The organism is Modestobacter marinus (genome assembly GCF_011758655.1).
GTDB classification, from domain to species: Bacteria; Actinomycetota; Actinomycetes; order Mycobacteriales; family Geodermatophilaceae; genus Modestobacter; species Modestobacter marinus.
On sequence record NZ_JAAMPA010000001.1, the window covers coordinates 2,726,198 to 2,752,631 of the forward strand.

26 protein-coding genes are annotated in these 26,434 nt (G+C 73.5%); 14 read left to right on the forward strand and 12 right to left on the reverse strand.

What is annotated here, in order from left to right; all coding sequences use genetic code 11:
• Window positions 1-188: 188 nt before the first annotated feature.
• The 7 genes from FB380_RS12915 to FB380_RS12945 all read right to left on the reverse strand — a co-directional run bounded on the left by FB380_RS12915 (window position 189) and on the right by FB380_RS12945 (window position 5,113).
• Complete coding sequence (locus FB380_RS12915; RefSeq protein ID WP_229682261.1) at window positions 189-608, reverse strand: hypothetical protein; 420 nt, start codon at window positions 606-608, stop codon at window positions 189-191.
• A 140-nt stretch (window positions 609-748) separates the two neighbouring features.
• Window positions 749-1,162, reverse strand: coding sequence for a GlcG/HbpS family heme-binding protein (locus tag FB380_RS12920; protein ID WP_166755380.1), 414 nt, complete (start codon window positions 1,160-1,162; stop codon window positions 749-751).
• An 89-nt stretch (window positions 1,163-1,251) separates the two neighbouring features.
• Window positions 1,252-1,584, reverse strand: coding sequence for a hypothetical protein (locus tag FB380_RS12925; RefSeq protein WP_166755381.1), 333 nt, complete (start codon window positions 1,582-1,584; stop codon window positions 1,252-1,254).
• A 279-nt stretch (window positions 1,585-1,863) separates the two neighbouring features.
• Entirely contained in the window at window positions 1,864-2,745 is an 882-nt protein-coding gene (locus FB380_RS12930; RefSeq protein ID WP_166755382.1) for an amino acid ABC transporter permease, read from the reverse strand.
• Window positions 2,742-3,389, reverse strand: a complete 648-nt coding sequence (locus tag FB380_RS12935; protein WP_166755383.1) for an amino acid ABC transporter permease — start codon at window positions 3,387-3,389, stop codon at window positions 2,742-2,744. Before FB380_RS12935 ends, FB380_RS12930 begins: the two co-directional genes overlap by 4 nt.
• Before the next feature lie 84 nt (window positions 3,390-3,473).
• Window positions 3,474-4,364: a glutamate ABC transporter substrate-binding protein gene (locus FB380_RS12940; protein WP_166755384.1), complete on the reverse strand. Its 891-nt coding sequence runs from the start codon at window positions 4,362-4,364 to the stop codon at window positions 3,474-3,476.
• A gap of 29 nt (window positions 4,365-4,393) precedes the next feature.
• Window positions 4,394-5,113 carry an amino acid ABC transporter ATP-binding protein gene (locus tag FB380_RS12945; protein WP_166755385.1) on the reverse strand — a complete coding sequence of 240 codons (720 nt, stop codon included), beginning with the start codon at window positions 5,111-5,113 and terminating at the stop codon, window positions 4,394-4,396.
• Between the two features lie 205 nt (window positions 5,114-5,318).
• On the opposite strand from FB380_RS12945, the gene miaB reads away from it, so the two are divergent.
• Window positions 5,319-6,782 (forward strand): tRNA (N6-isopentenyl adenosine(37)-C2)-methylthiotransferase MiaB, encoded by a 1,464-nt coding sequence (gene miaB / locus FB380_RS12950; protein WP_166755386.1) that lies wholly within the window; start codon window positions 5,319-5,321, stop codon window positions 6,780-6,782.
• A gap of 116 nt (window positions 6,783-6,898) precedes the next feature.
• Here the strand turns inward: miaB and FB380_RS12955 are convergent, their stop codons facing one another.
• Window positions 6,899-8,041 (reverse strand): glutathione-independent formaldehyde dehydrogenase, encoded by a 1,143-nt coding sequence (locus tag FB380_RS12955; protein ID WP_166755387.1) that lies wholly within the window; start codon window positions 8,039-8,041, stop codon window positions 6,899-6,901.
• A 269-nt stretch (window positions 8,042-8,310) separates the two neighbouring features.
• Entirely contained in the window at window positions 8,311-9,969 is a 1,659-nt protein-coding gene (locus FB380_RS25490) for a DUF349 domain-containing protein (RefSeq protein ID WP_166755388.1), read from the reverse strand.
• A gap of 40 nt (window positions 9,970-10,009) precedes the next feature.
• Between FB380_RS25490 and FB380_RS12965 the strand changes: the two genes are divergently transcribed.
• The 3 genes from FB380_RS12965 to dapF are packed head-to-tail and all read left to right on the forward strand — an operon-like array spanning window position 10,010 to window position 12,575.
• Window positions 10,010-10,702, forward strand: coding sequence for a class III extradiol ring-cleavage dioxygenase family protein (locus FB380_RS12965; RefSeq protein WP_166755389.1), 693 nt, complete (start codon window positions 10,010-10,012; stop codon window positions 10,700-10,702).
• A complete protein-coding gene (miaA, locus tag FB380_RS12970) occupies window positions 10,699-11,691 on the forward strand; it encodes a tRNA (adenosine(37)-N6)-dimethylallyltransferase MiaA (RefSeq protein WP_229682259.1) in 993 nt (330 codons plus the stop codon). Before FB380_RS12965 ends, miaA begins: the two co-directional genes overlap by 4 nt.
• On the forward strand, window positions 11,688-12,575 hold the full coding sequence (dapF, locus tag FB380_RS12975) for a diaminopimelate epimerase (RefSeq protein WP_166755390.1): 888 nt from the start codon (window positions 11,688-11,690) through the stop codon (window positions 12,573-12,575). The genes miaA and dapF overlap by 4 nt, the downstream gene beginning before the upstream one ends.
• Window positions 12,576-12,599: 24 nt before the next feature.
• On the opposite strand, the gene FB380_RS12980 is transcribed toward dapF, so the two are convergent.
• Together FB380_RS12980 and FB380_RS12985 are read right to left on the reverse strand one after the other, a co-directional pair.
• Window positions 12,600-12,800 carry a hypothetical protein gene (locus FB380_RS12980; RefSeq protein WP_166755391.1) on the reverse strand — a complete coding sequence of 67 codons (201 nt, stop codon included), beginning with the start codon at window positions 12,798-12,800 and terminating at the stop codon, window positions 12,600-12,602.
• Window positions 12,801-12,873: 73 nt separating this feature from the next.
• The gene (locus FB380_RS12985) at window positions 12,874-14,187 is read right to left on the reverse strand and encodes an MFS transporter (protein ID WP_166755392.1); all 1,314 of its coding nucleotides are present in this window, start codon (window positions 14,185-14,187) and stop codon (window positions 12,874-12,876) included.
• Window positions 14,188-14,257: 70 nt separating this feature from the next.
• On the opposite strand from FB380_RS12985, the gene FB380_RS12990 reads away from it, so the two are divergent.
• The 4 genes from FB380_RS12990 (at window position 14,258) to FB380_RS13005 (ending at window position 18,259) form a co-directional block, all read left to right on the forward strand.
• On the forward strand, window positions 14,258-14,797 hold the full coding sequence (locus tag FB380_RS12990) for an ArsR/SmtB family transcription factor (RefSeq protein ID WP_166755393.1): 540 nt from the start codon (window positions 14,258-14,260) through the stop codon (window positions 14,795-14,797).
• A 79-nt stretch (window positions 14,798-14,876) separates the two neighbouring features.
• A complete protein-coding gene (gene hflX / locus FB380_RS12995) occupies window positions 14,877-16,373 on the forward strand; it encodes a GTPase HflX (protein WP_166755394.1) in 1,497 nt (498 codons plus the stop codon).
• 106 nt (window positions 16,374-16,479) lie between these two features.
• A complete protein-coding gene (locus FB380_RS13000) occupies window positions 16,480-17,208 on the forward strand; it encodes a phosphatase PAP2 family protein (protein ID WP_229682258.1) in 729 nt (242 codons plus the stop codon).
• Window positions 17,180-18,259: a hypothetical protein gene (locus tag FB380_RS13005; RefSeq protein WP_229682257.1), complete on the forward strand. Its 1,080-nt coding sequence runs from the start codon at window positions 17,180-17,182 to the stop codon at window positions 18,257-18,259. Before FB380_RS13000 ends, FB380_RS13005 begins: the two co-directional genes overlap by 29 nt.
• 90 nt (window positions 18,260-18,349) lie before the next feature.
• Here FB380_RS13005 and lexA read toward each other — a convergent pair whose 3' ends face one another.
• Window positions 18,350-19,168, reverse strand: a complete 819-nt coding sequence (gene lexA / locus FB380_RS13010) for a transcriptional repressor LexA (protein ID WP_166755395.1) — start codon at window positions 19,166-19,168, stop codon at window positions 18,350-18,352.
• A gap of 524 nt (window positions 19,169-19,692) precedes the next feature.
• Here lexA and FB380_RS25995 point away from each other — a divergent pair.
• The 6 genes from FB380_RS25995 to FB380_RS24140 all read left to right on the forward strand — a co-directional run bounded on the left by FB380_RS25995 (window position 19,693) and on the right by FB380_RS24140 (window position 26,427).
• A complete protein-coding gene (locus FB380_RS25995; RefSeq protein WP_166755396.1) occupies window positions 19,693-20,025 on the forward strand; it encodes a LysM peptidoglycan-binding domain-containing protein in 333 nt (110 codons plus the stop codon).
• Between the two features lie 390 nt (window positions 20,026-20,415).
• Window positions 20,416-21,042 carry a transcriptional regulator NrdR gene (gene nrdR / locus FB380_RS13020; RefSeq protein ID WP_166755397.1) on the forward strand — a complete coding sequence of 209 codons (627 nt, stop codon included), beginning with the start codon at window positions 20,416-20,418 and terminating at the stop codon, window positions 21,040-21,042.
• A gap of 131 nt (window positions 21,043-21,173) precedes the next feature.
• The gene (locus FB380_RS13025) at window positions 21,174-24,059 is read left to right on the forward strand and encodes a vitamin B12-dependent ribonucleotide reductase (RefSeq protein ID WP_166755398.1); all 2,886 of its coding nucleotides are present in this window, start codon (window positions 21,174-21,176) and stop codon (window positions 24,057-24,059) included.
• A gap of 370 nt (window positions 24,060-24,429) precedes the next feature.
• Window positions 24,430-25,278 carry a TIGR02587 family membrane protein gene (locus tag FB380_RS13030; protein ID WP_166755399.1) on the forward strand — a complete coding sequence of 283 codons (849 nt, stop codon included), beginning with the start codon at window positions 24,430-24,432 and terminating at the stop codon, window positions 25,276-25,278.
• Between the two features lie 7 nt (window positions 25,279-25,285).
• Window positions 25,286-25,735, forward strand: a complete 450-nt coding sequence (locus FB380_RS13035) for a hypothetical protein (protein ID WP_166755400.1) — start codon at window positions 25,286-25,288, stop codon at window positions 25,733-25,735.
• Window positions 25,736-25,815: 80 nt separating this feature from the next.
• A complete protein-coding gene (locus FB380_RS24140; protein ID WP_188959673.1) occupies window positions 25,816-26,427 on the forward strand; it encodes a hypothetical protein in 612 nt (203 codons plus the stop codon).
• Window positions 26,428-26,434 lie beyond the last annotated feature (7 nt).

Here is a 26,434-nt window from a genome sequence, read left to right on the forward strand (position 1 = left end):
GGTCCCGTCGGCCGGGTCACGGTCTCGTCGGCCGGGTCACCGTCCCGTCGGCCGGGTCACGGTCCCGTCGGCCGGGTCACGGTCCCGTCGGCCGGGTCACGGTCCCGCGCGCCGGGTGACGGTCGTGCGCGCAGGCGGCATCCCGGGCGGCGGTGGGTGGTCCGGCGATCAGGGGGCGGCGCGGCCGGTCAGCGGTCCAGCCAGGCGGTCACGTCGACGGCGACGCCACCCTCGGCCTCCTCGTCCGGCACCAGCCACCGCCGGCTGCGCTCCTGGCCGGCGCCCAGCCACAGCTGGATGGAGGTGTCGAACTGAGACATGGCGATCTCCTTCGGGCTGGCCGAGGAGCTGACCGGGCCGAGGAAGGTCACGTCGGCCTCCTGGCCGTCGGGGTAGAGCAGCACCACGCGGCAGCGGGAGCGACGGTGCCGGGCCGGCGGGACGGCCTCCCGGACGATGGCCGAGTGCGCCCCGGCCGCGGCGGCGAAACCGGCCGCACTGGCCCGGAGCTTGCTGACGAAGATCTGGGTCGTCGTGGCCAGGTCGTCGTCCTCCTCGAGGTCCCGGTTCATGTGGCGCGGGGCGGTGGCGGCGGCGGTGGAGGTCACACCCCTGATCTCGGCAGCCGCTGCACGCAGCGGCACCGGCTGAAAGTGCCAAGTCACCCGGCCGGCTCCGGTAGACCGCCCACCCCGCGGCGGGACGACCGGGCAGGGCGGCCGGGCGACCTGGACACCCGACGGGTCGCTCAGCCCTGGTACGCCCGCCGCCCGGCCTCGGCGACCTGGTGGTCCTCGTCCACCGTCCCGGCACTGACCCCGACCCCGCCGGCGACTGCGCCGTCCGAGCCGGTGAGCAGCACCCCGCCACCGAAGACGACCAGCCGGCCCCCCGTGGTGGACTCGATGCCGTAGAGCGGCTGCCCGGGCTGCACCAGCGGGGCGAGGTCCCGGGTGTCGGCCTGGAAGTACACGGCGCTGAGGGCCTTCTTCTGCGAGATGTCGACCCCGACGAGCTTGGTGCCGTCCATGGACGCGAAGGCCACCAGGTTGCCGCCGTCGTCGACCACGGCGATGTTCATCGGCTGCCCGACGGACACCGCCTCGGCCTTGCACGCGGCGATGATCGTGTCGGCCTGCTCGAGGGTGATCTGCCTGCTCATGGTGCCTCCGTTGCGGGTCGTTGCCCTGCGGTGCAGGGCTGGGTGGCAGTGCGGGTGTCAGCGCGTGGGGGATCGGCGAGGGTGGACCGTCAGAGCACCGGGATCGGGACCTCCGCCGGCGCACCCAGCAGGGCCTCGCTCTCCTCGTCGAGCCCGACCAGGCTCAGGGACGCCACGGCCACGTCCAGGGAGGTGCAGTACTCGGTGACGGAGCGGCGGTTCACCGGGATGACGGGGGAGGCGCGAGCCACGACACGGCGGCCGACGGTGCAGGTGGAGTCCGTCGCGGCGCCGTCGTCGCCGATCGTCGCGACCTCCAGCTCGATGCCCTCGGACCAGGCGATCTGCTCGCCCAGGTCGGAGGCCGTCCGGTCACCGGTGCAGACGTCGAGGAGCCCGGTGCTCCATGGGCGCTGTGCCATGCGACTCCTCGTCGAGTCCGCGGGAGGAGCGTGGCATCGCGCCGTCCACCCGTCCGATGCGACGACCAGGGCCGGTGCTGCTCCGGGCGCCGCCGCCCGACCCTACGGGCGCCGGCCACCTCCCGCACCCTCCTCCGCCCACCGTGCAGCCGCCGTGGGGCGGGACCGGGCGCCCGCGGCGGGCTGTGACGAGGTGCCCTCATGCACCGGGCCCCGGCGTCCAGGGGCGGACGCCGGGGCCGGGTGCGGACCACGCGGGTCCGGGTCGTGCTGCCTCGCTCAGGGGGCGCCGGCTCCGGCACCCATCTGGTCGGCGGGCGCGGCGGTCACCGCCTTGCGGCCGGCGCGGTTGGTGCGGCGCTCGGTGTACCGGGCCACCATGGAGAGCACCACGTTGATCAGGATGTAGATCAACCCGGCCGCCGCGTAGAGCTGGAAGCTGTACCGGTCGCCGAACTGGAAGTTGAAGAACTCCACGAGCCCACGCGCCTGCCGGAGCAGTTCCAGGTAGCTGATGATGAAGCCCAGCGACGTGTCCTTGAGCAGGACGACCAGCTGCGCGACCAGCACCGGCAGCATCCGCCGGGTCGCCTGGGGCAACAGGATCAGCGTCATGACCTGCGACTTGCGCAGCCCCAGGCCGAACCCCGCCTCACGCTGGCCCTTGTCGATGGACAGGATTCCGGCCCGGAAGATCTCGGCCAGCACGGCCATGTTGTAGAGGACGAGCCCGCCGGTCAGCGCGGTGAACGTGCTCAGCCGGACGCCGTACTTCGGGAGGACGAAGTACAGCGCGAAGATCACCACCAGCAGCGGGATCGCCCGGAAGAACTCGATGACCGTGGAGACCGGGACGCGGATCCAGCGGTGGTCGGACAGCCGCCCCACCGCGAGCAGCAGGCCCAGCAGGGTCGCGAACACCATGGCGACGACGGCGACCTGCAGGGTGCGCAGCAGGGCGCGGCCCAGTGCCTGCGGGACCCCGCTGGCGGGGTCGAACAGGATCGCCCAGCGCTCGGGCTCCAGCTGGCCGTTCCCGCCCAGCCGCAGCAGCACGAAGCCGATGACGGCGAGCACGAGCACGGCGCCGATCGCGGTGCCGACCCGGGCGCGGGCGCGGGCGCGGGGCCCCTGGACGTCGAAGAGCACCGGTGTCGTCATCGGAGGATCGCCACCCGTCGTTCGATGCGGTGCACGGCCAGCGCCGACGGCAGCGTGATCAGCATGTAGCCCACGACGACCCCGATGAGGATGGCCGTGAGGTCACCGGCGCTGGCGTTGACCAGCCGGGGGAGCAGGGAGCTCAGCTCGCTGACCGAGAAGCCGGCCGCGATCGAGGTGTTCTTCACCATCGCGATCAGCACGTTGCCCAGCGGCGGGACGACGGTGCGGAACGCCTGGGGCAGGACCACCTGGCTCAGCGACTGACCGAAGGTCAGGCCCAGGGCGCGAGCCGCCTCGGCCTGGCCGGGTGACACGGAGTTGATCCCCGAACGCAGCGCCTCGCAGACGAAGGCCGCGGTGTAGAGCCCGACCGACAGCACCGCCCCCGGGAAGAAGTCGATCACGAAGTCGATCTGCGGCAGCCCGAAGATCATGAAGAAGAAGACCACCGTGAGCGGGGTGTTGCGGAACGTCTCCACGTAGAAGGTGGCCAGCCCGCGCAGTGGCGGGATCGGGCTCACCCGCATCGCGGCCAGGATCGTGCCGAGCACCAGTGCCACCAGGCAGGCGAGCAGGGACAGGCTCAGCGTCGTGAGGAAGGCGTCCCAGAACAGGTCGAAGTTGTCGATCAGGAACTGCACCACGCCTCCTCTCAGGGCGAGCGGCGGCGAGGTGCCGGCGAGCGGGGTCGACCCGCCGCCGGCACCTCGCCGGGATCAGCAGGGTCAGTAACGGTCGACCGAGGGCGGCTCGGGGGCGTCCGTGCCGGTGATGGCGCCGGCGGTGCGGTCCCAGGCCTCGGCCCAGGAGCCGTCCTCGAAGGACGCCTCGAGGGTGTCGTTGATGAAGCTGCGGAACTCGTCGTCGCCCTTGGTGATGCCGATGCCGTAGGGCTCCTCGGTGAACGGGTTGCCCACCAGCTCGAACTCCTCCGGGGCGCCGGCGACCAGGCCGGTCAGGATGACGTTGTCGGTGGTGACCGCGTCGACCTGGCCGTTGCGCAGCGCGTCGGCGCACTTGGAGTAGACGTCGAACAGCGTCAGCGTCGCCTCGGGGTAGTTCGTGCGGATCTCCTCCGCCGGCGTGGAGCCCTCGACCGAGCAGACGTTGCGCCCGGCGAGGTCGTCCGGTCCCTGGATGCCCAGCGGGTTGCCGGCGGCGACCATGATGTCCTGGCCGGCCTCGTAGTACGGCCCGGCGAAGTCGATGAGCTCCTTGCGCGAGTCGTTGATCGTGTAGGTGGCCACGACCATGTCGACGTCGCCGTTCTGGATGAAGGACTCGCGGTTGGCCGAGACCGTCTCCACCCACTCGATGTCGTCGGTGGCGATGCCCAGCTCGGCGGCGATCAGCTCGGCGATCTCGACGTCGAAGCCCTCGGGGACGCCGTCGGGGCCGGCCAGACCGAACCCGGGCTGGTCGAACTTCGTGCCGACGGTGATGGTGCCGGCGTCGGCGAGCTCGGCCATCGTGGTGCCCTCGTCGAAGGAGACGTCGTCGGCGACCTCGGCGCCGCCGCCGGCGGCTTCCTCGGTGGTCTCTCCGGCGTCGCTGGAACAGCCGGCCAGGACGACGCCGGTGGCCGCGAGGGCGGCGGCGTAGCGGGTGATGCGCATGGAGGGTCCTCTCGTGGATGTGCGGGTGGTCAGTGGTTCAAGATCTTGGAGAGGAAGTCCTTGGCGCGGTCGGAGCTCGGGTTGGTGAAGAACTCCTCGGGCGTCGCGGACTCGACGATGCGGCCGCCGTCCATGAACACGACGCGGTTGGCCGCCCGGCGGGCGAAGCCCATCTCGTGGGTGACCACGACCATCGTCATGCCGTCCCGGGCCAGGCCGACCATCACCTCGAGGACCTCGTTGATCATCTCCGGGTCCAGGGCGGAGGTGGGCTCGTCGAAGAGCATCACCTTCGGGTCCATGGCCAGCGCGCGGGCGATCGCCACGCGCTGCTGCTGGCCACCGGAGAGCTGGGCGGGCACCTTGTCGGCCTGAGCCCCGACGCCGACCCGGTCCAGCAGCTCGCGAGCGCGCTTCTCGGCGTCGGCCTTGGACTGCTTGCGGACCTTGATCGGGCCCATCGTGACGTTCTCCAGGACCGTCTTGTGGGCGAAGAGGTTGAAGCTCTGGAACACCATGCCCACGTCGGCGCGCAGCTTGGCGAGCTCCTTGCCCTCGGCGGGCAGGCGCTGCCCGTCGATGGTGATCTCACCGTTCTCGATCGACTCGAGGCGGTTGATCGTGCGGCACAGCGTCGACTTGCCCGAGCCGGACGGCCCGATCACGACGACCACCTCGCCGCGGTCGATCGACAGGTCGATGTCCTGCAGGACGTGCAGTTCGCCGAACCACTTGTCGACGCCGGACATGCGGACGAGAGGCTCTCCGGTCGGACGTTCGGTCACAGCGGGTGACCCTAGGTGGCTCCCGGCGCAGGAACGTCGCGTAGGCATCACGAAGCTGTAACGAAGCTCCGAGCGTGCCCGGAGTTCACCCGGTCGGGGTCCCGCCGGTCACCAAGCGGAGTCGTCGGCATGCGCCGGGTGTGGTCTGCGCCCCCGTACGATCCCGGTGGTGAACGGCAAGACCTACCTCGTGCGCACCTACGGCTGCCAGATGAACGTGCACGACTCCGAGCGCCTCTCCGGCCTGCTCGAGTCGGCCGGCTACTCGGCAGCCCCGGAGGGCACCGACGCCGACGTCGTGGTGCTCAACACCTGCGCCGTCCGGGAGAACGCCGACAACCGGCTCTACGGCAACCTCGGCCACCTGCGCCCGGTCAAGGACGCCCACCCCGGCATGCAGATCGCCGTCGGCGGCTGCCTGGCGCAGAAGGACCGCGGCGAGATCGTCCGGCGCGCTCCCTGGGTCGACGTCGTCTTCGGCACCCACAACGTCGGCTCGCTCCCGGCGCTGCTCGAGCGGGCCCGGCACAACGCCGAGGCCCAGGTCGAGATCGTCGAGTCGCTGGAGGTCTTCCCCTCCACCCTCCCGGCCAAGCGGGACTCCGCCCACTCCGGCTGGGTGTCGATCAGCGTCGGGTGCAACAACACCTGCACGTTCTGCATCGTCCCGGCGCTGCGCGGCAAGGAGAAGGACCGCCGTCCCGGTGACGTCCTGGCGGAGGTGCAGGCGCTGGTCGACCAGGGCGTGCTCGAGGTGACCCTGCTCGGGCAGAACGTGAACGCCTACGGGGTGGAGTTCCGCGACCGCGGGGCCTTCGCCGACCTGCTGCGGGCCACCGGGGCGATCGAGGGCCTGGAGCGGGTGCGCTTCACCAGCCCGCACCCACGCGAGTTCACCGACGACGTCATCGCGGCGATGGCGGAGACGCCCGCCGTCTGCCACCAGCTGCACATGCCGCTGCAGTCCGGCTCCGACGAGGTGCTCCGCAGGATGCGCCGCGGCTACCGGCAGGACCGCTACCTGGGGATCATCGACCGGGTCCGGGCCGCGATGCCCGACGCCGCGATCACGACCGACATCATCGTGGGCTTCCCGGGCGAGACCGAGGCCGACTTCGAGCAGACCCTGCACGTCGTCCGCGAGGCCCGCTTCGCCAGCGCCTTCACCTTCCAGTACTCCAAGCGCCCGGGCACCCCGGCCGCGGAGATGGACGACCAGCTGCCCAAGGAGGTCGTCCAGGAGCGCTACCTGCGGCTCACCGCGCTGCAGGACGAGATCAGCTGGGACCTGAACAAGGCCCTGGTCGGCACCCGCGTGGAGCTGCTGGTCGCGGCGGGGGAGGGCAGCAAGGACGCCGCCCGCGGCCGGCTGTCCGGGCGGGCCCGCGACGGCCGGCTGGTGCACTTCGACGCGGCGGACGGCGTCCGCCCGGGCGACGTCGTCGAGACCGTGGTCACCGAGGGCAAGCCGCACTTCCTGGTCGCCGGGGGCCCGCTGCTCTCCCACCGCCGCACCCGGGCCGGGGACGCCGCCGAGGCGGGCACCCGGCCGACCACGCCCGGCGTGCTGCTCGGCATGCCGGCCGTCGGCGTCCCGGCGCCCCTGCCGGTCGCCGCGCCCGCCTGCAGCTGAGCCCCCGGGGCCACCCTGCGCAGGTGGCGTGAACGAGACCGTCCCCCGGCACCGGTGCTGGTGCAGGGGGACGGTCGGTGATCAGTCACCTGATCGAGTTCGCGGTCGTGCGAGGGTCAGCTGCCGGGGTGCAGCAGGACCTTGGTCCAGCCCTGGTCCCGGTCGTCGAAGCGCTGGTAGCCCTCGACGGCCTGGTCCAGGCCGAGCTCGTGGCTGGTGATCAGGCCGGGGTTGGCCTTGCCGTCGATGATCAGGTCGCGCAGCTGCCGGTTGTACCGCTTGACCGGCGCCTGCCCGGTGCCCATCGACTGGCCCTTGGTGAAGAAGGTGCCGAACTGCCAGGGGATCCGGCCCTCCTTGGCCAGGTCGCTGGTCGCGCCCGGGTCCTCCGGCATGTAGACGCCGACGACGCCGATGCCACCGGTGGCCCGGACGACCTGCACCAGGTTGTCCAGCACCAGCTCCGGGTGCTCCTCGCCGCTGGAGTCGTGCGCCTGGTAGCCGACCGCCTCGACACCGCGGTCGACCCCGCGCCCGCCGGTGGCCTGCATGAGCTGCTCCACCGGGTCCCCGGCGCTGAAGTCGATCGGGGTGGCCCCGTACTCCTCCGCCAGCGCCAGCCGGTCGGTCTCCTTGTCGACGACGAAGACCTCCGAGGCGCCCCGGATCATCGCGCTGTGCGCGGCCATCAGCCCGACCGGGCCGCCGCCGAACACCGCCACCCGGTCGCCGACCTGGAAGCCGGAGAGCTCCACGCCGTGCCAGCCGGTCGGGAAGATGTCCGAGAGCATCGTGAAGTCGTTCTCGTGCTCGGTGCCCTCGGGCAGGTGCAGCAGGTTGAAGTCCGCCCACGGCACCCGCAGGTACTCGGCCTGCCCGCCGTCGTAGGGGCCCATGTTCGCGTAGCCGTAGGCCGCGCCGTCCATGCCCTCGGTGGGGTTGGCGCGCAGGCAGAACGACGTCCAGCCCTCGGTGCAGTTGCGGCAGCTGCCGCAGGCGATGTTGAACGGCACGGAGACGCGGTCGCCGACCTTGATCCGGTCGACGCCGTCGCCGACGGCCTCGACGACGCCCATGTTCTCGTGGCCGAGGACCTTGCCCTCCTCCACGGAGGTGCGCCCCTCGTACATGTGCAGGTCGGAGCCGCAGATGTTGGTGGTGGTGATCCGGATGACCGCGTCGGTGGGCGCCTGGATCGTGGCGTCCGGCACCTCCTCGACGGCGACGTTCTTGGGGCCTCGGTAGACGATGGCCTTCATGGTGGTGCTCCTTCCCTGAGGACGGCGGTCAGCGGTTGCCGAACGCCCGGGTGAGGTGTGCGGTGGGATGGAGGTCAGCTGCGCTCGCATGCGGTGCGGCGCATCTCGTTGTCCACGACCTACCCGGCGACCCTCGGGCTACACGACCGTTCCGGAAAACGCCGAGGGCCCGTCCGGTGAACGGACGGGCCCTGGTGACGTGCTGGAGCGGCCTCCCTGCAGGGGCCCGACCCGAGCGTGCGAGGGGCGGGGGGCAGGGAGGTCCTTCGTCAGCGGCGGCCGGCGGACTTCTCGGCCTCGGCCAGCCACTCCCGGCGGGTGGCCAGGTTGGCCTCGGCCTCGCTGATCCGCTTCGCGTTGCCGGCGGCCTGCGCCTTGGCCAGCTGGTCCTCGGCCTTGGTCACCGCGGCCCGCATGGAGGTCAGCAGCGGGTTCTCCGGCTGGACCCGCGGGCGCGAGGACTCACTGGCGCCGCGGAACTTCTCCTCGACCGTGCGCATCCGGTCCTCGAGCTCGCGCATGGCGCCGCGGGGCACGTGGCCGATGGCGTCGTAGCGCTCCTGGATCTTCCGCAGCGCGTTCTGGTTGCCCTTGTTGGCCGGGTCGAGCTTCTCCGCCTCGGCGAGCAGCTCCTCCTTGGCCTTCTGGTTGGCCAGCTCGTCGCTGCTGCGGGCCTGGTCGTTGGCGGTGCGGGCGGCGAAGAAGACGTCCTGGGCGGCGCGGAACTTCTTCCACAGGTCGTCGTCGGTGTCCCGGCCGACCCGCGGCACGGCCTTCCAGCGGTCCATCAGCCCGCGCATCGCCGCGCTGGTGGGGCCCCACTCGGTGGAGGTGGACAGCCGCTCGGCCTCGGCGATCAGCTCGCTCTTGGCCGCCCGCGACTCACCCCGCTGCTTGTCCAGCTCCGCGAAGTGGGCGCCACGACGGCGGCCGAAGGCGTCCCGCGCGGCGGCGAAGCGCTGCCACAGCGCCTCGTCGGTCTTGCGGTCGATGCCCTTGATCGTCTTCCACTCCTCGACGATCGCCTTCAGCCGGTCACCGGCGGCCTTCCACTGCGTGGAGTCCGCGGCGATCTGCTCCGCCTCGGCGGCGAGCGCCTCCTTGCGCTGGATCTGCACCGCGCGCTGGGCCGCCTTCTCGGCCCGGTTCGCCGCGACGGCGGTGTCGGCCATGCTGACCATCGCCCGGGCGCGGGCAGAGAGGCTGTCCAGGTCGCCGACCGCCTGGGCGAGCGGGATCGAGTCGGCGAGCTCCTGCGCCTTGGTGCGGATCTCACCGGGGTTGCCGGTGTGCGCGGCCAACCGCGCCTCGAGCAGGGCGACCTCGGTGGCCAGGTCGTCGAAGCGGCGGCCGTAGTGGGCGAGCCCCTCGGCCGGGGCGCCGGCCTGCCAGGAGCCGACGGAGCGCTCCCCGCTGGCCGTGCGCACGTAGACGGTGCCCTCCTCGTCGACCCGGCCCCAGGCGGACGGGTCGGAGGTGGGCTGGGCGGAGACGGGCGGGGCCGGGACGGCGGCGGGGGTGTCGGCGGCGGCAGGGCTGCTGGGCGTGCTGCTGGACGGTGCGGGGCTGGGGGCGGTGGCCGGGGTGTCGCTGGTCGGGTCGGCGACCGCCGCGTCGGCCGGCGCCGCGGCGGCGGGGGTGCCCGCCTCGGGCGTCACGGCCGCCGATGCAGGCCCGTCGGCCGGCGGGGCCGGGTCCTCGGCCGCCGGCGCCGTGGGTTCGGCGGCCCCCCGGTCGTCGACGACGGGGCCGCCGTCGGTGGGCTGTGCGGCCTCCGGGACGGCGGTCTCGGGGACGGCGGCCTCCGGGGATGCCGCCAGCGGCCCCCCGTCGACCGGCGTGACCTCGACGACGGCTCCCTCAGGGCGCTCCTCGGGGGTGGCGGTGGCCTGCTGGGTCCGGTCTCCGGTGTTCTCCGTGCTCGACACGTGAGCAGTCTCCCACGATGCATCCGCGACACTCCCTGGCGTGAGACCTCCTCCTCCGGTGACCGTGGCGTTCTGCCCGCAGTCACCCCTGTTGCTCCCCGCGGTCGCCGGTGCCCCCAGTCCCGCCCTGACGGTGCTGCGCGCGGCCGTCGCCACGGCCGTGCAGACCGTCCTGGAGCACCGGCCGGAGGTGGTGGTGGTCGTCGGGGAGGGCGCCGACGGCCTCCGGTTCGGTCCCGGTGACGCCGGTGACCTGCGCGGGTTCGGCGTCGACCTGGAGGTCCCGTTCGCCGGCCGGGTCCGGCCGGGCGGGCACCGCGTCCCGCTGCCGCACCTGGTGGCCGCCTGGCTGCTGGACCGCGCGGGGCACGTCGGCGGCCGGCTCGGGGTGGGGCCGGCCGGCCTCGCGGCGGTGTTGGCGGAGCTGCCCGGGCCGGTGGGGGTGCTCGCGATGGGGGACGGGTCGGCCCGGCGCTCCGAGAAGGCGCCCGGGGCCCTCGACCCCGCCGCGGGCCCGTTCGACGCCGCGGTGGCGGCCGCACTCCGCGCCGGGGACGCGGCGGCCCTGGCGGCCCTGGACCCCGCCGCGGGGGAGCGACTGCTGGCCGCCGGGGTGCCGGTGTGGCGGGCGGTCGGCGCCGCGCTGGACGGGCGCCTCGTCACCGCCGAGCTGCACCACGACGACGCCCCGTTCGGCGTCGGCTACCCCGTCGCCGCCTGGCAGGCCCGGTGAGCGCCGTGGACGACGCCGGGCCGCCGGTCCCCGCCGGTGGGGCACCGGTCCCTGCCGACGGACCGCCGGTCATCGCCGTCGTCGGGCCGACCGCCACCGGCAAGACGGCGCTGGCCGTCGCGCTGGCGCAGCGGCTGGCCGGGGCCGGCGCCGGGGGAGAGGTGGTCAACGCCGACTCCATGCAGCTCTATCGCGGGATGGACATCGGCACCGCCAAGCCGACCGAGGACGAGCGCGACGGCGTGCCGCACCACCTGCTGGACCTGTGGCACGTCCGGGAGCCGGCCTCGGTGGCCGAGTACCGGCAGCGCGCCCGCGCCGAGGTCGACCGGCTCCGCGCTGCCGGCGTCGTCCCGCTGCTGGTGGGGGGCTCGGGGCTCTACGTGCGCGCGGTGCTGGACGAGCTGGACTTCCCCGGCACCGACCCGGTGGTGCGGGCCCGGCTGACCGCGGAGCTGGAAGCCCAGGGCACGGCGGTGCTGCACGCCCGGCTGGCGGCGCTGGACCCGGCTGCCGCGGCGGCGATCCTCCCGGGCAACGGCCGGCGGGTGGTCCGGGCGCTGGAGGTGATCGAGCTGACCGGGCAGCCCTTCACCGCGACGCTGCCTGCCCCGAAGCCGCACTACCCGGCGATCACGGTGGGGCTGGACCGGGCGCCCGACGAGCTGGACGACCGGGTGGCCCGCCGGGTCGACGCGATGTGGGCGGCCGGCTTCGTCGACGAGGTCGCCGCGCTCGCCGACGACGGGTTGCGCGAGGGGCCGACCGCGTCCCGTGCCCTGGGGTACGCGCAGGTCCTCCAGCAGTTCGACGGGGCGCTCACCGCGCAGGAGGCGCGCGAGCGGACGGTCACCACCACCCGCCGGTTCGTCCGCCGGCAGCGGTCCTGGTTCCGCCGCGACGCCGGCACCGTGTGGTTCGACGCGGCCCGGCCGGACCTGCTCGACGCCGTCCTCACCGTGATCGCCGACCGTACGATCGACCGGTGATCGACAGCTCCGACCCGCGGGTCCTCCTCGGCCACGGCACCGAGAACGACTTCGTCGTCCTGCCCGACCCCGACGGGGACGGGTGGCCGGAGGCACGGCTGGACGCCGACCTGGTGCGCCGGCTCTGCGACCGTCGCGCCGGGCTCGGCGGGGACGGCGTGCTGCGCGTGGTCCGCAGCCGGCACGTGCCCGACGCCGCGGACGTGCTGGGCGACGCGCTGGCCGACTGCGAGTGGTTCATGGACCACCGCAACGCCGACGGCTCGTTCGCGGAGATGTGCGGCAACGGCATCCGGCTGTTCCTGCACGTGCTGCTGGCCGAGGGGCTGCTGGAGCGGGCGGTCGCCGAGGCCGGCGTCCTGGTCGGCACCCGCGGCGGGCCCCGCCGGGTGGGCGCCCGGCCCGACGGCGGCTACTGGGTCGACATGGGCCCGGCGGTCCCGCTGGGCCGCAGCGCGGCGCGGATCGCCGGTGTGACCCACCCGGGCGTGGGGGTGTCGATGGGCAACCCGCACCTGGTCTGCCTGACCGACGTCGAGGTCGACACCCTGGACCTCGAGGCGCTGCCCGGGGTCGACGACGCGATGTTCCCCGAGGGCGTCAACGTCGAGATGGTGAACGTGCTCCCGCCCGAGGGCACCTGCGCGCACGTGCGGCTACGGGTCCACGAGCGGGGCGTGGGGGAGACCCGCTCCTGCGGCACCGGCGCGTGCGCCGCGGCCTACGCCGCGCTGGAGGCCGCCGGCGACAGCACCGGGACGGTCCTCGTCGACGTGCCGGGCGGCCGGCTGTCGGTGCAGTTCGACGGGGTGACGACGGTGCTCTCCGGCCCGGCGGTCGTCGTCGCCACCGGGACCCTCAGCCGGGAGTGGCTCGCCGGCTGAGGGCCCCGGCATCGCGGACGCCGGTCAGGGACGGTCGGGCTCGTCGGCCCGCGTCTCGGGGTCGTCGGTGGGCGCCTCGGGCTTGTCGCCGGGGCCCACGTTCCCCGTGCCGCGGGGCTCGCCGCGGCCGGTGTCCTGGTCGGCGCCGCCGAAGACGTTGCGCGGCGGGTCGAGGCCGGCGGGGTCGCGGCCGGGGTCGTCGATCTCCTCGTCAGGGCTGGTCATCGTCGTCCTCTCGAGCGGTGGACCGTGTCCCCGCCGCCCTACCCGGCACCCGGCCGGCCAATCCGCCGGCCGGTCAGCCGGACCGCTCGGGGTCGCTGCCGGCGGTCGACGCCCGGGCCTCGGGCACCGTCGGCACCCCGGCGGCCGGTGCGTCCGGCCCGTCGGGCAGGTCGCGCATGTGCATCAGGGGGCTCGCGACCACCCAGCCGGCCGCCAGCAGCTGACCGGCGACGGCGATCCAGAGGGTGGGCAGCACCCCCAGCCAGGTGCCGAGGACGCCGCCGAGCAGCCCGCCCAGCGGCATGGTGCCGTAGACCAGGAAGCGCACCGAGGCGTTCATCCGGCCCAGCAGCGCCGGCGGGCACAGCCGCTGCCGGAAGCTGACCTGGGTGATGTTGTAGACCACCACCGACCAGCTGAAGCCGATCTGGCCGAGGACCAGGAGCACCAGCGGGGCGCCGGTGGCGGCCAGTGGGGTCAGTGCGGTGAACGGCACCACCACCATGACCGCCAGCGGGATCGCCCGGCCTTCGCCGACGGTGCGGGCGAAGCGCGCGGCCGTCGCCGCACCGACCAGGCCGCCCACCGCGCCGGCGGAGAAGACCAGGCCCAGCGCGCTCTCCGGCAGCTCCAGCCGGCGCAGTGCGTAGAGCACCAGCAGGGTCGTGGTGATCGTGGAGAACAGGTTCGACGTCCCGGTGCAGGCCACGATCCGGCGGAGCAGCGGCTGGTGGACGACGAAGGACAGCCCTTCGGCGATCTCGGCGCGCAGCGACCGCCGCCCGGCCCGGTCGGGGACCGTGTCCGGGCGCTGGATGCGGCGGATGAAGAACGCCGAGAGGAGGAAGGAGAGCGCGTCCAGGGCGATCAGCAACGGGGCGCCGATCACCCGCAGCAGCCCACCGGCGATGGCCGGGCCGGCCACCTGGGCGACGGCCCGGCTGGCCTCCAACTTGCCGTTGCCGTCGACGAGCTGGTCGCGGTCGACCAGGGCGGGCAGGTAGCTCTGGTACGCGACGTCGAAGAAGACGGTGGCCGTACCGGTGGCCGCCGCGACGACGAACAGCTGCCCGAGGGTGAGGACGTCCAGGAGGTAGGCGATCGGCAGGGTCGCCAGCACCACGGCCCGCACCACGTCGGCGGTCACCAGCACCCGCTTGCGCCGCCAGCGGTCGACCCAGGCGCCGGCCGGCAGCCCGATCAGCAGGAAGGCGGCGGTCTCCAGCGCGGTCAGGACGCCCATCTCCAGCGGCGTCGCGTCCAGCAGCGAGACGGCCAGCACCGGCAGGGCCAGCAGGGTCACCTGGGTGCCGACCTGGCTGACCGTCTCCGCGGCCCACAGCTGGCGGAAGTCGTGGTGCCGCAGCAGGCTCCGGTCCCGGGTCACCGGCGCAGCGTCCCGCTACTGGTTGGGGATTGTCAATCACTGTCTCGCGGCGACGTCCTACGCTGCCGGCATGGGTGAGACGGAGGCCGGTGCGGGAGCGCGACGGTTCGTCGGCGAGCGCCGTCCGGCCACCGACGCCGAGGCGCGCGCCCTGGCCTCCGCCGTCCGGTTGCGGATCCTGCGGCTGTGCCTGGACGAGCCGCTGACCAACAAGGAGATCGCCGCTCGGCTGGGCCGCAACCCGGCCACCGTGCTGCACCACGTGCGCACCCTGGTCGACAACGGCTTCCTCGCCGCCGAGGGGGAGCGGCGGGGCGCCCGGGGTGCCCGGGAGGTGCCCTACCGGGCGACCGGGAAGAGCTGGCTGATGGACGGCGCCAGTGCGCCGGGAGCCGCCCGGGACCCACTGCTGGCCGCGTTCCTGGAGGAGGTGGGCCTCGTGGGCGAGGCCCAGCTGCAGAGCACCCGGATCGGGCTGCGGCTGGGCGCAGCAGACCTGGCCGAGTTCCGGGAGCGGCTGTACGGGCTGCTGGACGAGTACGCCACCCGGCCGGCTCACCCGGGCGCCGAGCGCTGGTCGCTGTACCTGGGGATGCATCCGGACGTCTGAGGTGTTGTACCCCGCGATGACAACAGGTGATGTGACAAGTCGTTCGCCCCACGTGCAGGGGCGTGCCACGCTGGAGACGATGACGACAGCCCAGAACCGCGCGATCCTCGACGGGGCCGAAGCCCGCGTCGACAAGGCGCTCGCGAGCATGCCCGACACCAAGCCCGCGCCGGCCGGCCAGTGGGACGCCGACGACGACACCACCGGCTCCTACGTCAAGGAGGAGCGCGGCGCACTCCGTCGGGTCGCGGGCCTCGGCACCGAGCTCACCGACGTCACCGAGGTCGAGTACCGGCAGCTCCGCCTGGAGCGGGTCGTCCTGGTCGGCGTCTGGACCGAGGGGACGGTGGCCGACGCCCAGCGGTCGCTGACGGAGCTCGCGGCGCTCGCCGAGACCGCCGGTTCCCAGGTCCTCGACGCGCTGATCCAGCGCCGCGACAAGCCGGACCCGGCCACCTACGTCGGCTCGGGCAAGGCCGCCGAGCTGCGTGAGGTCGTCGCAGCCACCGGCGCGGACACGGTGATCTGCGACGGCGAGTTGGCTCCTGGCCAGCTCAACCAGCTGGAGAAGGTGCTCAAGGTCAAGGTCGTCGACCGGACCGCCCTGATCCTGGACATCTTCGCCCAGCACGCCACCAGCCGGGAGGGCAAGGCCCAGGTCGAGCTGGCGCAGATGCAGTACATGCTGCCCCGGCTGCGCGGCTGGGGTGAGTCGCTGAGCCGGCAGGCCGGTGGCCGGGTCGCCGGCGGTGGCGGCATCGGCACCCGTGGTCCGGGTGAGACGAAGATCGAGACCGACCGGCGGCGGATCCGCTCCCGGGTGAGCAAGCTGCGCAAGGAGATCGCCGGCATGGCGACCGCCCGCACGACGCAGCGCAACTCCCGCGACCGCAACGCGACGCCGAGCGTGGCGATCGCCGGCTACACCAACGCCGGCAAGTCCAGCCTGCTCAACCAGCTCACCGACGCCGGCGTGCTGGTGCAGGACGCGCTGTTCGCCACTCTGGACCCGACCGTCCGCCGGGCGCAGACGCCCGAGGGGCGCGAGTACACGATGACCGACACCGTCGGCTTCGTCCGCCACCTGCCGCACCAGCTGGTCGACGCCTTCCGGTCCACGCTGGAGGAGGTGGCCGCCGCCGACCTGCTCGTGCACGTCGTGGACGGGTCCGACTCCGACCCGCTCGGCCAGATCGACGCGGTGCACACGGTGCTCAACGAGATCGACGCCGCGGCCGTGCCGGAGCTCATCGTCGTGAACAAGGTCGACGCCATGACCGAGGAGGACATGCTGGCCCTGCGCCAGGCGCTCCCCGGGGCGATGTGGGTCTCCGCCCGGACGGGCGAGGGCATCGAGGCGCTGCGCGACGTGATCGCCCAGCGGCTGCCGCACCCGCACATCGACGTCGAGGTGCTCGTGCCCTACGACCGGGGTGACCTGGTCGCCCGGGTGCACCGGGACGGCGAGGTCGTCGAGGAGGCGCACGAGGCCACCGGGACCCGGTTGACCGCGCGGGTCGACGCGGGCCTGGCCGCGCAGCTCGAGGGCTTCACGGCCCCGGCCGTCGAGCACTGACGCGCGACCCCGCTGCCGCCGGCGCACACGTGTCACGCCGCGGCAGCGGGGTCGGCGGACCGCCCGGTGGATCACGACCAGGTCACGGCCCCGGTACCGTGACGCGGTGACCAGGGGAGCGGTGGACCGCATGGCGACCGCCGCCGACCGGCCGGTCCCACGGGTGGTGGGCGTGGGCCGGCCGCCGTGGTGGGTCCTGCTCCTCGCCGCCCTGGTCACCGTCGGGGTCACCGTCAACCTGCTGGGCCGCGGGTGGCTGGAGCGGATGGACCTGCGGGTCTCCGAGGTGACCAGCGTCTGGGCGCTGCGGGACTCGTGGGCCTACTGGCCGATCTGGGTGGTCACCCAGCTGGGCGGGCGGGTGACGATCCTCGTCGTGCTGGCCGGCCTGGTCACCTGGCTGGCCGTGCGGGAGCGGACCCTCGTGCCGCTGGTCCGGGTGGTCGTCGCGTTGGCCCTGCTCACCACCGTGGTCTACGCCTTCAAGTGGGGCACCGGCCGCACGGCCCCGGCCTTCCCCGGGTCGTTCTTCCACCAGGACGGGGCCAGCTACCCCTCGGGCCACGTGGCGAACGCCGTCCTGATGTGGGGCGTGGCCCGGTGGCAGGCCGTCGAGTACCGTCTGCCCGCCGGCGTGCAGCGGGCCGCCTGGCTGCTCAGCGTGCTGGGGCCGGTGGCGACGGGAGTGGCCATGGTGGCGCTGGACTTCCACTGGGTCACCGACGCGGTGGTCGGGCTCTCGGTCGGGCTCCTGCTGTTGGGCGTGGTTCACGCACTGGACGCTGCCGTGCTGTCACGCTGGGTCGGTGCCAGAGCCGGCCGATCCGAGGCGTAGCGGCGCCACCCGCCGCAGGACGGCGGCGGGCGCCGCCCTCTGTGCGCCCGCCGGCCTGCTGCTCGCGCTGCTGCCGGCCGGGTCCGCGGCTGCCGACGACGGGGCCGCTCCCTACGGCGAGCCGGTCACCCGGTGCGAGGTCACCGACCCGCGGCTCCCCGAGCTCTCCGGCCTGGCCGGCGCCGGGGACACGATGCTCGCGATGAACGACGGCGGCGACCGCGTCGAGGTGCTGCTGCTCGACGGAGCCTGCGCGGTGGGCGAGGTGCGCTCCGCGGAGGTCGACCCCTACGACCCGGAGGACCTCGCCCTCGCCGTCGACGGCACCCTCTGGGTCGCCGACATCGGCGACAACGCGCAGAGCCGGGAGACGGTGGCGCTGATCGGCCTCCGCCCGGACGGGACCACGGTGCTGACCAGGCTGACCTACCCCGACGGGGCGCACGACGCCGAGGCGCTCCTGCTCGCGCCCGACGGCACCCCGTACCTGGTGACCAAGGAGGTGCTCGGCGCCAGCTCCGTGTACCGCCCCGATGCGCCCCTCGCCGACGGGGCCACCGTGCCGATGAGCCAGGTGGCGACGCTCGGTTTCACGTTGACCGGCACGCCGGGCGGTCCGGTGGGCCGGGCCGGACAGTTGATGGTCACCGGTGGTGCGGTCTCCACGGACGGCTCGCGCATCGCCCTGCGGACCTACACCGACGCCTACGTCTGGCCGCTGAGCGGCTCGGACGTCGCCGGAGCGCTGGCCGGGTCGCCGGTGCGGGTGCCGCTGCCGGAGGCACCCCAGGGGGAGGCCATCACCTTCGCGGCCAACGACCGGGACCTGCTGGTCGCCGGCGAGGGGCTGCCCGCGGTGGTCACCCAGGTGCCCGCCACCGGTGACCTGGCGGGCACCGCCCCGGCGGACCCGGCGGCGGCCACCGAGGACGCGGCCGGGTCGCTGGCGACCGCCGGTGGGGTGGAGCCGCTGACCGCCGGTCTCATCGCCGCCTCCGTGGCCACCGTCCTCGTGTGGCTGGGCGGCAAGCTGCGGCGGCGCCCGGCCTGAGGGCGGGCGCGGTGGCGACCCGGCCGAGGACCTGGCGGCACGCGTCGGCGGCGCCCGACCTGAACGGAGGCCCGGCGCCGCCCGCCCGGGTCAGACCCGGCGGAGCACGGTGACGACCCGGCCGAGGACCGTGGCGTCGTCGCCGGGGATGGGCTCGTAGGCGTCGTTGTGCGGCAGGAGCCACACGTGCCCGTCGCGCCGCTTGTACGTCTTGACCGTCGCCTCGCCGTCGATCATCGCGGCGACGATCTCGCCGTTCTCTGCGGTCGGCTGCTGCCGGACGACGACCCAGTCACCGTCACAGATCGCCGCGTCGACCATCGAGTCACCGGCCACCTTCAGCATGAACAGCGTGCCCTCGCCGACCAGCTCGCGGGGCAGCGGGAAGACGTCCTCGACCGCCTGCTCGGCCAGCACCGGACCGCCGGCCGCGATCCGGCCGACCAGGGGCACGTACGTGGGGCGAGGCGTCGTGGCGTCGTCGACGGCACCGGCCGCGCCCGGACCGGCCGGCCCCTCGGCGGCGGGCTCGCTCGTGCCCGTCGCGGTGGCGTCACCGGGCAGTCGCACGTCGAGCGCACGCGGCCGGTTCGGGTCACGGCGCAACCACCCCTTGCGCTGCAGCACCGACAACTGGTGGGCCACCGACGAGGCCGAGGAGAGGCCGACCGCCTCGCCGATCTCCCGGACGGAGGGCGGGTAGCCGCGGCGCTCGATGGAGTCGCGGATGACCTCGAGCACCCGGCGCTGCCGCTGGGTCAGACCGTCGCCGTCGGCGGACCGGTCGGGGAACTCGCGCACCGCGGCGCCCGCCGCCGTCGGCGCTGCGTCGTCGGCGGGTGTCGTGCTGGACGCGCCACGCCGCGAGGGACTCGTGCCGCCGCGCGCCTTCGGGCCGTCGACCGCCATGTGTCCTCCTCGTCCGGCTGCCTCGGCAGCAGTTCCCGGCGCTCTGCCGCACCGACAGCCGTGTGACCACGGCGAGCCGGGACCGCGGACGCCGCCCTCGATCGCCTCGGAACCGTATCGCCTCCGGGCCCTTCGTTCAAACACGTGTTCGAAGGAGTCGCCGTGTCGGCGTGTTCCTGTCGGAGGTGTGCGGTAGACATCGCGCAGGCGTTCGATTCGAACGCCTGTTCGACCGTCCGGCACCGTGAGACCCCTGGAGCACTCCGATGGCCAGTCCCCAGCCCGAGCTCACCGCTGCGTCTCCCGTCGCGGCGGTCGTCCTCCCGTTCCCGACCGGGCGGACGGTGACGCGTCCGCCCAGGACGGCGGCGCCGGGCCGCGGCGCCGCGCTGCGGCGGGCGCCTCGGCCGGCGGCCCCCGCGGTCGTCCGACCGGGGCCCGGCCGGGTGGGTGGAGGGCGTACGGGCCTCGACGCCCCGACCGGCGGCCGCGGTGTGCGCGGCGGTGGGTGTGCCGGGCTGTCGGTGCGGTCCGGTCGGGTCGCCGCCCGTGGTCGCGACGAGCAGCCGCCCCTGCGTCTCACCCGGCGTGGGCGGCGGGTCGTCGCCGGCCTGTCCATCGCCTTCGGGCTCTCCGTCGCCGCGGCGACGATCGCGGTCGAGGTCGGCGGGGCCGGGGGTGGCCTCGAGCTGGCGGGCTCGACGACGATCGTGGTCCAGGACGGGGACACGCTGTGGTCCATCGCGGGGGAGATCGCGCCCGAGGAGGACCGGCGCGCGGTGGTGGACGCCCTGCTCGACGTGAACGACCTCCCCGGTGTCGACCTCGTCCCCGGCCAGGTGCTCGAGCTCCCGTGAGCCGTCCGCCGGTGGGCGTACCTCCGGTCGGGCGGTGCGCCGAGAGTGTCGGGCGTGCCCTCGCGTCGCGGCCCTGACCTGCCCGATCGGGGCCGGCGAGCCCGGTGTGGGTGGCCGCGGATGGGGCGGGCGGGGTCCTCGGGGCAGATGCGGAAGACGACACGCTCGTCAGGGCTTGCACACCTGTAGGGGTGGTCGTACGGTTCCACCACAACATCTAGTAGTTACAGGGCTGTAAGCCATCCACAGCCGTTCCACACGTTCTCCCCGGCGCATCCACCGGATGTCCCCGGCGCAGTCCACAGCACGGCCTTCGGCGGGGAGCCCGGTCACGGTCTTACGACGCCGTGGGCAGGCCCCGCACGACACCTCGGGGAGGAGGAGATCGACATGCGCTGCCCCTTCTGCCACAACCCCGACAGCCGGGTCATCGACTCCCGGGAGACCGACGAGGGGGCGACCACCCGCCGTCGACGCTCCTGCCCCGGCTGTGGGCGCCGCTTCACCACCGTGGAGGAGGCGGTCCTCGCCGTCGTCAAGCGCAGCGGCGTGAGCGAGCCCTTCACCCGCGGCAAGGTCGTCGCCGGCGTCCGGCGCGCCTGCCAGGGGCGGCCGGTCGACGAGCACCAGCTGGCCCTGCTCGCCCAGCAGGTGGAGGACGCCGTGCGGGCCACCGGCTGCGCCGAGATCCCCAGCCACGAGGTCGGCCTGGCCATCCTCGGCCCGTTGCGCGACCTGGACGAGGTCGCCTACCTGCGTTTCGCCAGCGTCTACCGCAGCTTCTCCTCGGTCGCCGACTTCGAGAAGGAGATCGCCGAGCTCCGCGGTGCACCGGCCCGCAGCGCCGCGAAGCCCTCCGACGCGAAGCCCTCGGACGCGACGCCCTCCGAGGCGCCGCCCGCCGAGCGGGGCCCGGTCGACGGCGACCGGGAGAGCCCCGCGACCGGCACGACCACCCGCCGGCGAGCTGCCGAGCGGCCGCGACCAGTCGACGGCGGCAGCGCCGGCGGCCCGTGAGAACTGTCCGACCCCTCCGCTAGACAGGTCTCGACGAGGAGACCGCACGACCCGGCTCCGGCACCCCGCCGGCTTCCCCAGCCGCTCCGCCAGCACCACCGCACCAGTCCGACCCAGGGAGCCCTCGCACGATGACCGAGACAGCCGACCGCCTCAGCACCAGCCGGAACCGCCGCACCGCCAAGGCCCCCAGCCGCGGCAAGGGCCTGAAGGTCAAGCGGGTGTTCACCACCGCCGGTGTGCACCCCTACGACGAGGTCGTGTGGGAGCGCCGCGACGTCGTCATGACCAACTGGCGGGACGGCTCGATCAACTTCGAGCAGCGCGGGGTCGAGTTCCCGGCCGAGTGGAGCATCAACGCCACCAACATCGTCACCACCAAGTACTTCCGGGGTGCGGTCGGCAGCTCCCAGCGTGAGACGAGCCTGCGGCAGCTCATCGACCGGGTCGTCCTGACCTACGGCGCGGCCGGCCGTGAGCACGACTACTTCGCCAGCGAGGGCGACGCCGAGGTCTTCGAGCACGAGCTCACCTGGATGCTGCTGCACCAAGTGTTCAGCTTCAACTCGCCCGTCTGGTTCAACGTCGGCACGGCCTCCCCGCAGCAGGTCAGCGCCTGCTTCATCCTGGCCGTCGACGACACGATGGACTCGATCCTGAACTGGTACCGGGAAGAGGGCCTGATCTTCAAGGGCGGCTCCGGTGCCGGCCTGAACCTCTCCCGGATCCGCTCCTCCAAGGAGCTGCTCTCCTCCGGCGGCACCGCCTCCGGGCCGGTCTCCTTCATGCGCGGCGCCGACGCCTCCGCGGGCACCATCAAGTCCGGTGGCGCCACCCGCCGCGCGGCGAAGATGGTCGTCCTGGACATCGACCACCCGGACATCGAGGAGTTCATCGAGACCAAGGCGCGCGAGGAGGACAAGATCCGCGCGCTGCGGGACGCCGGGTACGACATGGACCTGGGCGGCAAGGACATCACCAGCGTCCAGTACCAGAACGCCAACAACTCGGTCCGGGTCAACGACGAGTTCATGCGCGCGGTCGAGGAGGGCACCGACTTCGGGCTCCGGGCCCGCGGTGACGGTTCGGTGATCGAGACCGTCGACGCCCGCGAGCTGTTCGGCAAGGTCACCAAGGCGGCCTGGGAGTGCGCCGACCCGGGCATCCAGTACGACGACACGATCAACGACTGGCACACCAACCCCGAGACGGGGCGGATCAACGCCTCGAACCCGTGCTCGGAGTACATGAGCCTGGACAACAGCTCGTGCAACCTGGCGTCGCTGAACCTGATGAAGTTCCTCAAGGACGACGGCACGTTCGACTCCCGGAACTTCGTCAAGGCCGTCGAGCTGATCATCACCGCGATGGACATCTCGATCTGCTTCGCCGACTTCCCGACCGACCCGATCGGTGAGACCACCCGGGCCTACCGCCAGCTGGGCATCGGCTACGCCAACCTCGGCGCGATGCTCATGGCCACCGGTCACGCCTACGACTCCCGGGGCGGGCAGTCGCTGGCCGCCGCCATCACCTCGCTGATGACCGGCACCGCCTACCGTCGTTCGGCCGAGCTGGCCGGGGTCGTCGGGGCCTACGACGGCTACGCCCGCAACGCCGATGCCCACGCCCGGGTCATGCGCAAGCACGCGGCCGCCAACGACGCGATCCGCCCGGTCGGGGCCGACGACGCCGACGTGCTCAAGGCCGCGACCGCCGAGTGGCAGGAGTGCCTGGCGATCGGCACCGAGAACGGCTGGCGCAACGCGCAGGCCTCCGTGCTGGCCCCCACGGGCACGATCGGCTTCATGATGGACTGCGACACGACCGGCATCGAGCCGGACTTCTCGCTGGTCAAGTTCAAGAAGCTGGTCGGCGGCGGCTCGATGCAGATCGTCAACCAGACGGTCCCGCGGGCACTGAAGAGCCTGGGCTACCAGGACGAGCAGGTCGAGGCGATCGTCGAGTACATCGCCGAGCACGGCCACGTCGTCGATGCCCCGAGCCTGCGCCCCGAGCACTACGAGGTCTTCGACTGCGCGATGGGCGAGCGGTCCATCTCCCCGATGGGCCACGTCCGCATGATGGCCGCGGTGCAGCCGTTCATCTCCGGCGCGATCAGCAAGACGGTGAACATGCCCGAGTCGGCGACCGTGGAGGAGGTCGCGGACATCTACTTCCAGGGCTGGAAGATGGGCATCAAGGCGCTGGCCATCTACCGCGACAACTGCAAGGTGGGCCAGCCGCTGTCCGGTGGCAAGGGCAAGAACGACGGCACCAAGGCCGAGGTCGCGGTCGAGGAGGTCGCGCCGGCCACCGCGCTGGCGCACCCGGTGCGCAAGCGGCTGCCCAAGAAGCGGACCAGCGTCACCACGTCGTTCAGCGTCGCCGGGGCCGAGGGCTACATGACCGCCGGGATGTACGAGGACGGCAGCCTGGGCGAGGTCTTCCTCAAGCTGGGCAAGCAGGGTTCGACCCTGGCCGGTGTGATGGACGCCTTCTCGATCGGGATCTCTCTGGCCCTGCAGCACGGGGTGCCGCTGGAGACCTACATCCAGAAGTTCACCAACATGCGGTTCGAGCCGGCCGGCATGACCGACGACCCGGACATCCGGATCGCCCAGTCGGTGATGGACTACATCTTCCGCCGGCTGGCGCTGGACCACCTGCCGGTGGAGAAGCGCGCCAACCTGGGCATCTTCACCGCCGAGGAGCGCTCCGCACAGGTCGCCGGCTCCTACGGCACCTCGGCCTCGACCCCGGCGGTCGAGGAGGACGACGTCGACCTGGAGCAGCTGCGCGGCTCCGCGCCGATCGAGACCGCCAAGGTGGAGGAGAAGGTCACCCCGGCCGGCCCCAAGTCGGTCAAGGAGGCCCACTCCTCGGCCGAGCTGCTCGAGCTGGTCACCGGCACCGCCACCGACGCGCCGCTGTGCATGACCTGCGGCACGAAGATGCGCCCCGCCGGCAGCTGCTACGTCTGCGAGGGCTGCGGCTCGACCAGCGGCTGCAGCTGATCCCGGACCTGGGCACCTCCCTTCCCGGGAGGGCCTGGGCCGGCTGAACGCGAGGGAGGCCCCGCACGGAGAGATCCGTGCGGGGCCTCTCCCGTCTCCGGAGCGGGCCTCGGTCATCCCCTGGCCTGCGCCGGTCGCGGCCTGGCCGCCTCGGAGTCGGCCTTCGTCGCCCCCTGGCGGGCGCCGGTCGCCGCTTGGTCGCCTCGGAGTCGGCCCCGGTGGCCCCGGGCCGGCGCCGGTCGCCGCTTGGCCGTCTCGGAGTCGGCCTTGGTGGCCCCTGGCCGGCGCCGGTCGCCGCTTGGCCGCCTCGGGGACGGCCCCGGTCGCCCCCTGGCCGTGTCCCCGGCTGCCGCCCCTCTAGGTTGGCCGGGTGGCGGATCGGGGTGACCAGCAGGCGTCGACCCGGGACCACGACCGGCACGAGAACCGGCACCTGCTCGCCCAGAGCAGCGGCCGCGCGTTCGGCGGCGCCCTGCTGTTCGCACTGCCGCTGCTGATGACCATGGAGATCTGGTCGCTGGCGCTGTCCGTCCCGCGGTACCGCCTCGCCCTGCTCATGGTGGCCACCGTCGTGCTCGTCGTCTTCCTGTCCCAGCACTTCGGCGCGGGGATGCCCGGCGTCGGCTGGCCGGGGTACCTGGCCGACGCCGGGGTGGCGTTCGTGATGGCCGCGGTGGCGGCGGTGCTGGTCCTCGGGGTGCTGGCCGTGATCGAGCCGCTGCGGAACTGGCAGGACGCCTTGTCGATCACCAGCCTCGCGCTTCTCCCGGCGGCCGTCGGCGCTTCCTTCGCGCGCAGCCAGCTCGGAGCCGGCGGCCGGCGCACCCCGACCACGACCTACGGCGGCGAGCTGCTGCTCATGGCGGCCGGGGCGGTCGTCTTCGCGGCCAACATCGCGCCCACCGAGGAGGTCGTGCTCCTCGCGGCGGAGATCGATCCCTGGCACCCGGTGGCGCTCGTCCTCCTGTGCCTGGTCCTGATGCACGGCTTCGTGTACTGGGTGGGGTTCCGAGGCCAGGAGTCGGCCGCCGGCGGGGTGCTGCGCTCGTTCCTCACCCTGACCGTCGTCGGCTACGTGATCGCGCTGACCGTGTCGGCCTACCTGCTGTGGACCTTCGGCCGCTTCGACGGGGCGGGCGCGGCGATGGCCGTCACCGAGGCGGTCGTCCTCGCGCTGCCGGCGAGCCTGGGCGCGGCGGCCGCCCGACTGATCCTGTGAGGACGACGTGAGCGGCGGGGGCGACCGGGACGAGACCGGCGGCGGGGCCGGCGGCGACGGGAACGGGCACGGCGGCGGCGACCGCGACACCAGCCGGAACGAGTACTTGCTCGGCGCCGTCGGGGCCCTTGTGATCCTGCTGGTGCTCGCCTTCCTGGGATACCAGGCGGTGGTGGTGCGTGACGGCGTCCCACGCCTGGAGGTCACCGCAGCGGTGGCGGAACGCGTCGGCGAGGGCTGGGTGGTGCCCGTCGAGGTGGTCAACGAGGGTGGCCAGACGGTCGAGCAGGTGCACGTGACCGGTGTGCTGTCCCGCGACGGCGAGGAGGTCCAGCAGGCCACCGCCACGTTCGCCTACCTGGCGCCGAGCAGCGAGCAGTCGGGAGCCCTGCTGTTCAGCGAAGACCCCACCGACGGCACGCTGGAGATCCGTCCGGCGGCCTACACGCTGCCCTGAGCGGGTAGGGACCCGGCGACGACGACCCCAGCCGGCGAGGCCCGGCGCACGGTCGGCCGCACCGTGGACAGAGGAGCGAGATGACCAGAGACCACCGTCGCCTGCGGAGTGAGCGGGGTCGCGGCCGGGTCCTGCCGCTCGCCCTGGTGCTCGCCGCCTCCGCCGGGCTCGCCGGGTGCGGGGACGACCCGCCGGCCGTGACCCCGGAGGTCAGCGCCGAGGAGCTCCAGGACCTGCGCGACGACGTCAGTGCGTTGGAGCAGCGGGTCGAGGCGCTGGAGTCCGCACCGGCACCCGAGCCGACTGCGGAACCCAGCGCGACACCGACCGGCACCCAGCCGCCCGCCGAGGTGCCCCCGCCGTTCACCGACGGAGAGGACGTGTCCGTGCGCGGCGAGGTCGTCGGCCTGATCGCCACCACCGACATCGGCACGGCCTTCCGCCTCTCCACCGCGTCGGGCGCGACCGTCGCCGTGGTGTCGGCGACCCCGGTCCAGCCGCTGCGGCTGCGGGACGTCGTCCAGGTGACGGGCCAGGCCACGACGGTGCAGCCGGAGACCTTCGAGCGCGACTTCGGGATCGCCGCCGACGTGCTGCTCGACGACCCGGCGGCGTTCCTCGACGAGCAGGCCGGTCAGGTCGCCATCGCGGCCGACCAGGTGGAGCCGGCGGACGACGGCCCCACCGGCTGAGACCGAG

Coding starts and splice junctions, on each gene's coding strand:
- FB380_RS12920 (WP_166755380.1), bottom strand. CDS start 1,162: ATGAGCAGGCAGATCACCCTCGAGCAGGCCGACACGATCATCGCCGCG.
- FB380_RS12940 (WP_166755384.1), bottom strand. CDS start 4,364: ATGCGCATCACCCGCTACGCCGCCGCCCTCGCGGCCACCGGCGTCGTC.
- FB380_RS12955 (WP_166755387.1), bottom strand. CDS start 8,041: ATGAAGGCCATCGTCTACCGAGGCCCCAAGAACGTCGCCGTCGAGGAG.
- FB380_RS24140 (WP_188959673.1), top strand. CDS start 25,816: ATGACCAGAGACCACCGTCGCCTGCGGAGTGAGCGGGGTCGCGGCCGG.
- FB380_RS12930 (WP_166755382.1), bottom strand. CDS start 2,745: ATGACGACACCGGTGCTCTTCGACGTCCAGGGGCCCCGCGCCCGCGCC.
- FB380_RS12980 (WP_166755391.1), bottom strand. CDS start 12,800: ATGACCAGCCCTGACGAGGAGATCGACGACCCCGGCCGCGACCCCGCC.
- FB380_RS12945 (WP_166755385.1), bottom strand. CDS start 5,113: ATGTCCGGCGTCGACAAGTGGTTCGGCGAACTGCACGTCCTGCAGGAC.
- lexA (WP_166755395.1), bottom strand. CDS start 19,168: ATGGCGGTCGACGGCCCGAAGGCGCGCGGCGGCACGAGTCCCTCGCGG.
- FB380_RS12990 (WP_166755393.1), top strand. CDS start 14,258: ATGGGTGAGACGGAGGCCGGTGCGGGAGCGCGACGGTTCGTCGGCGAG.
- FB380_RS12925 (WP_166755381.1), bottom strand. CDS start 1,584: ATGGCACAGCGCCCATGGAGCACCGGGCTCCTCGACGTCTGCACCGGT.
- FB380_RS13025 (WP_166755398.1), top strand. CDS start 21,174: ATGACCGAGACAGCCGACCGCCTCAGCACCAGCCGGAACCGCCGCACC.
- hflX (WP_166755394.1), top strand. CDS start 14,877: ATGACGACAGCCCAGAACCGCGCGATCCTCGACGGGGCCGAAGCCCGC.
- nrdR (WP_166755397.1), top strand. CDS start 20,416: ATGCGCTGCCCCTTCTGCCACAACCCCGACAGCCGGGTCATCGACTCC.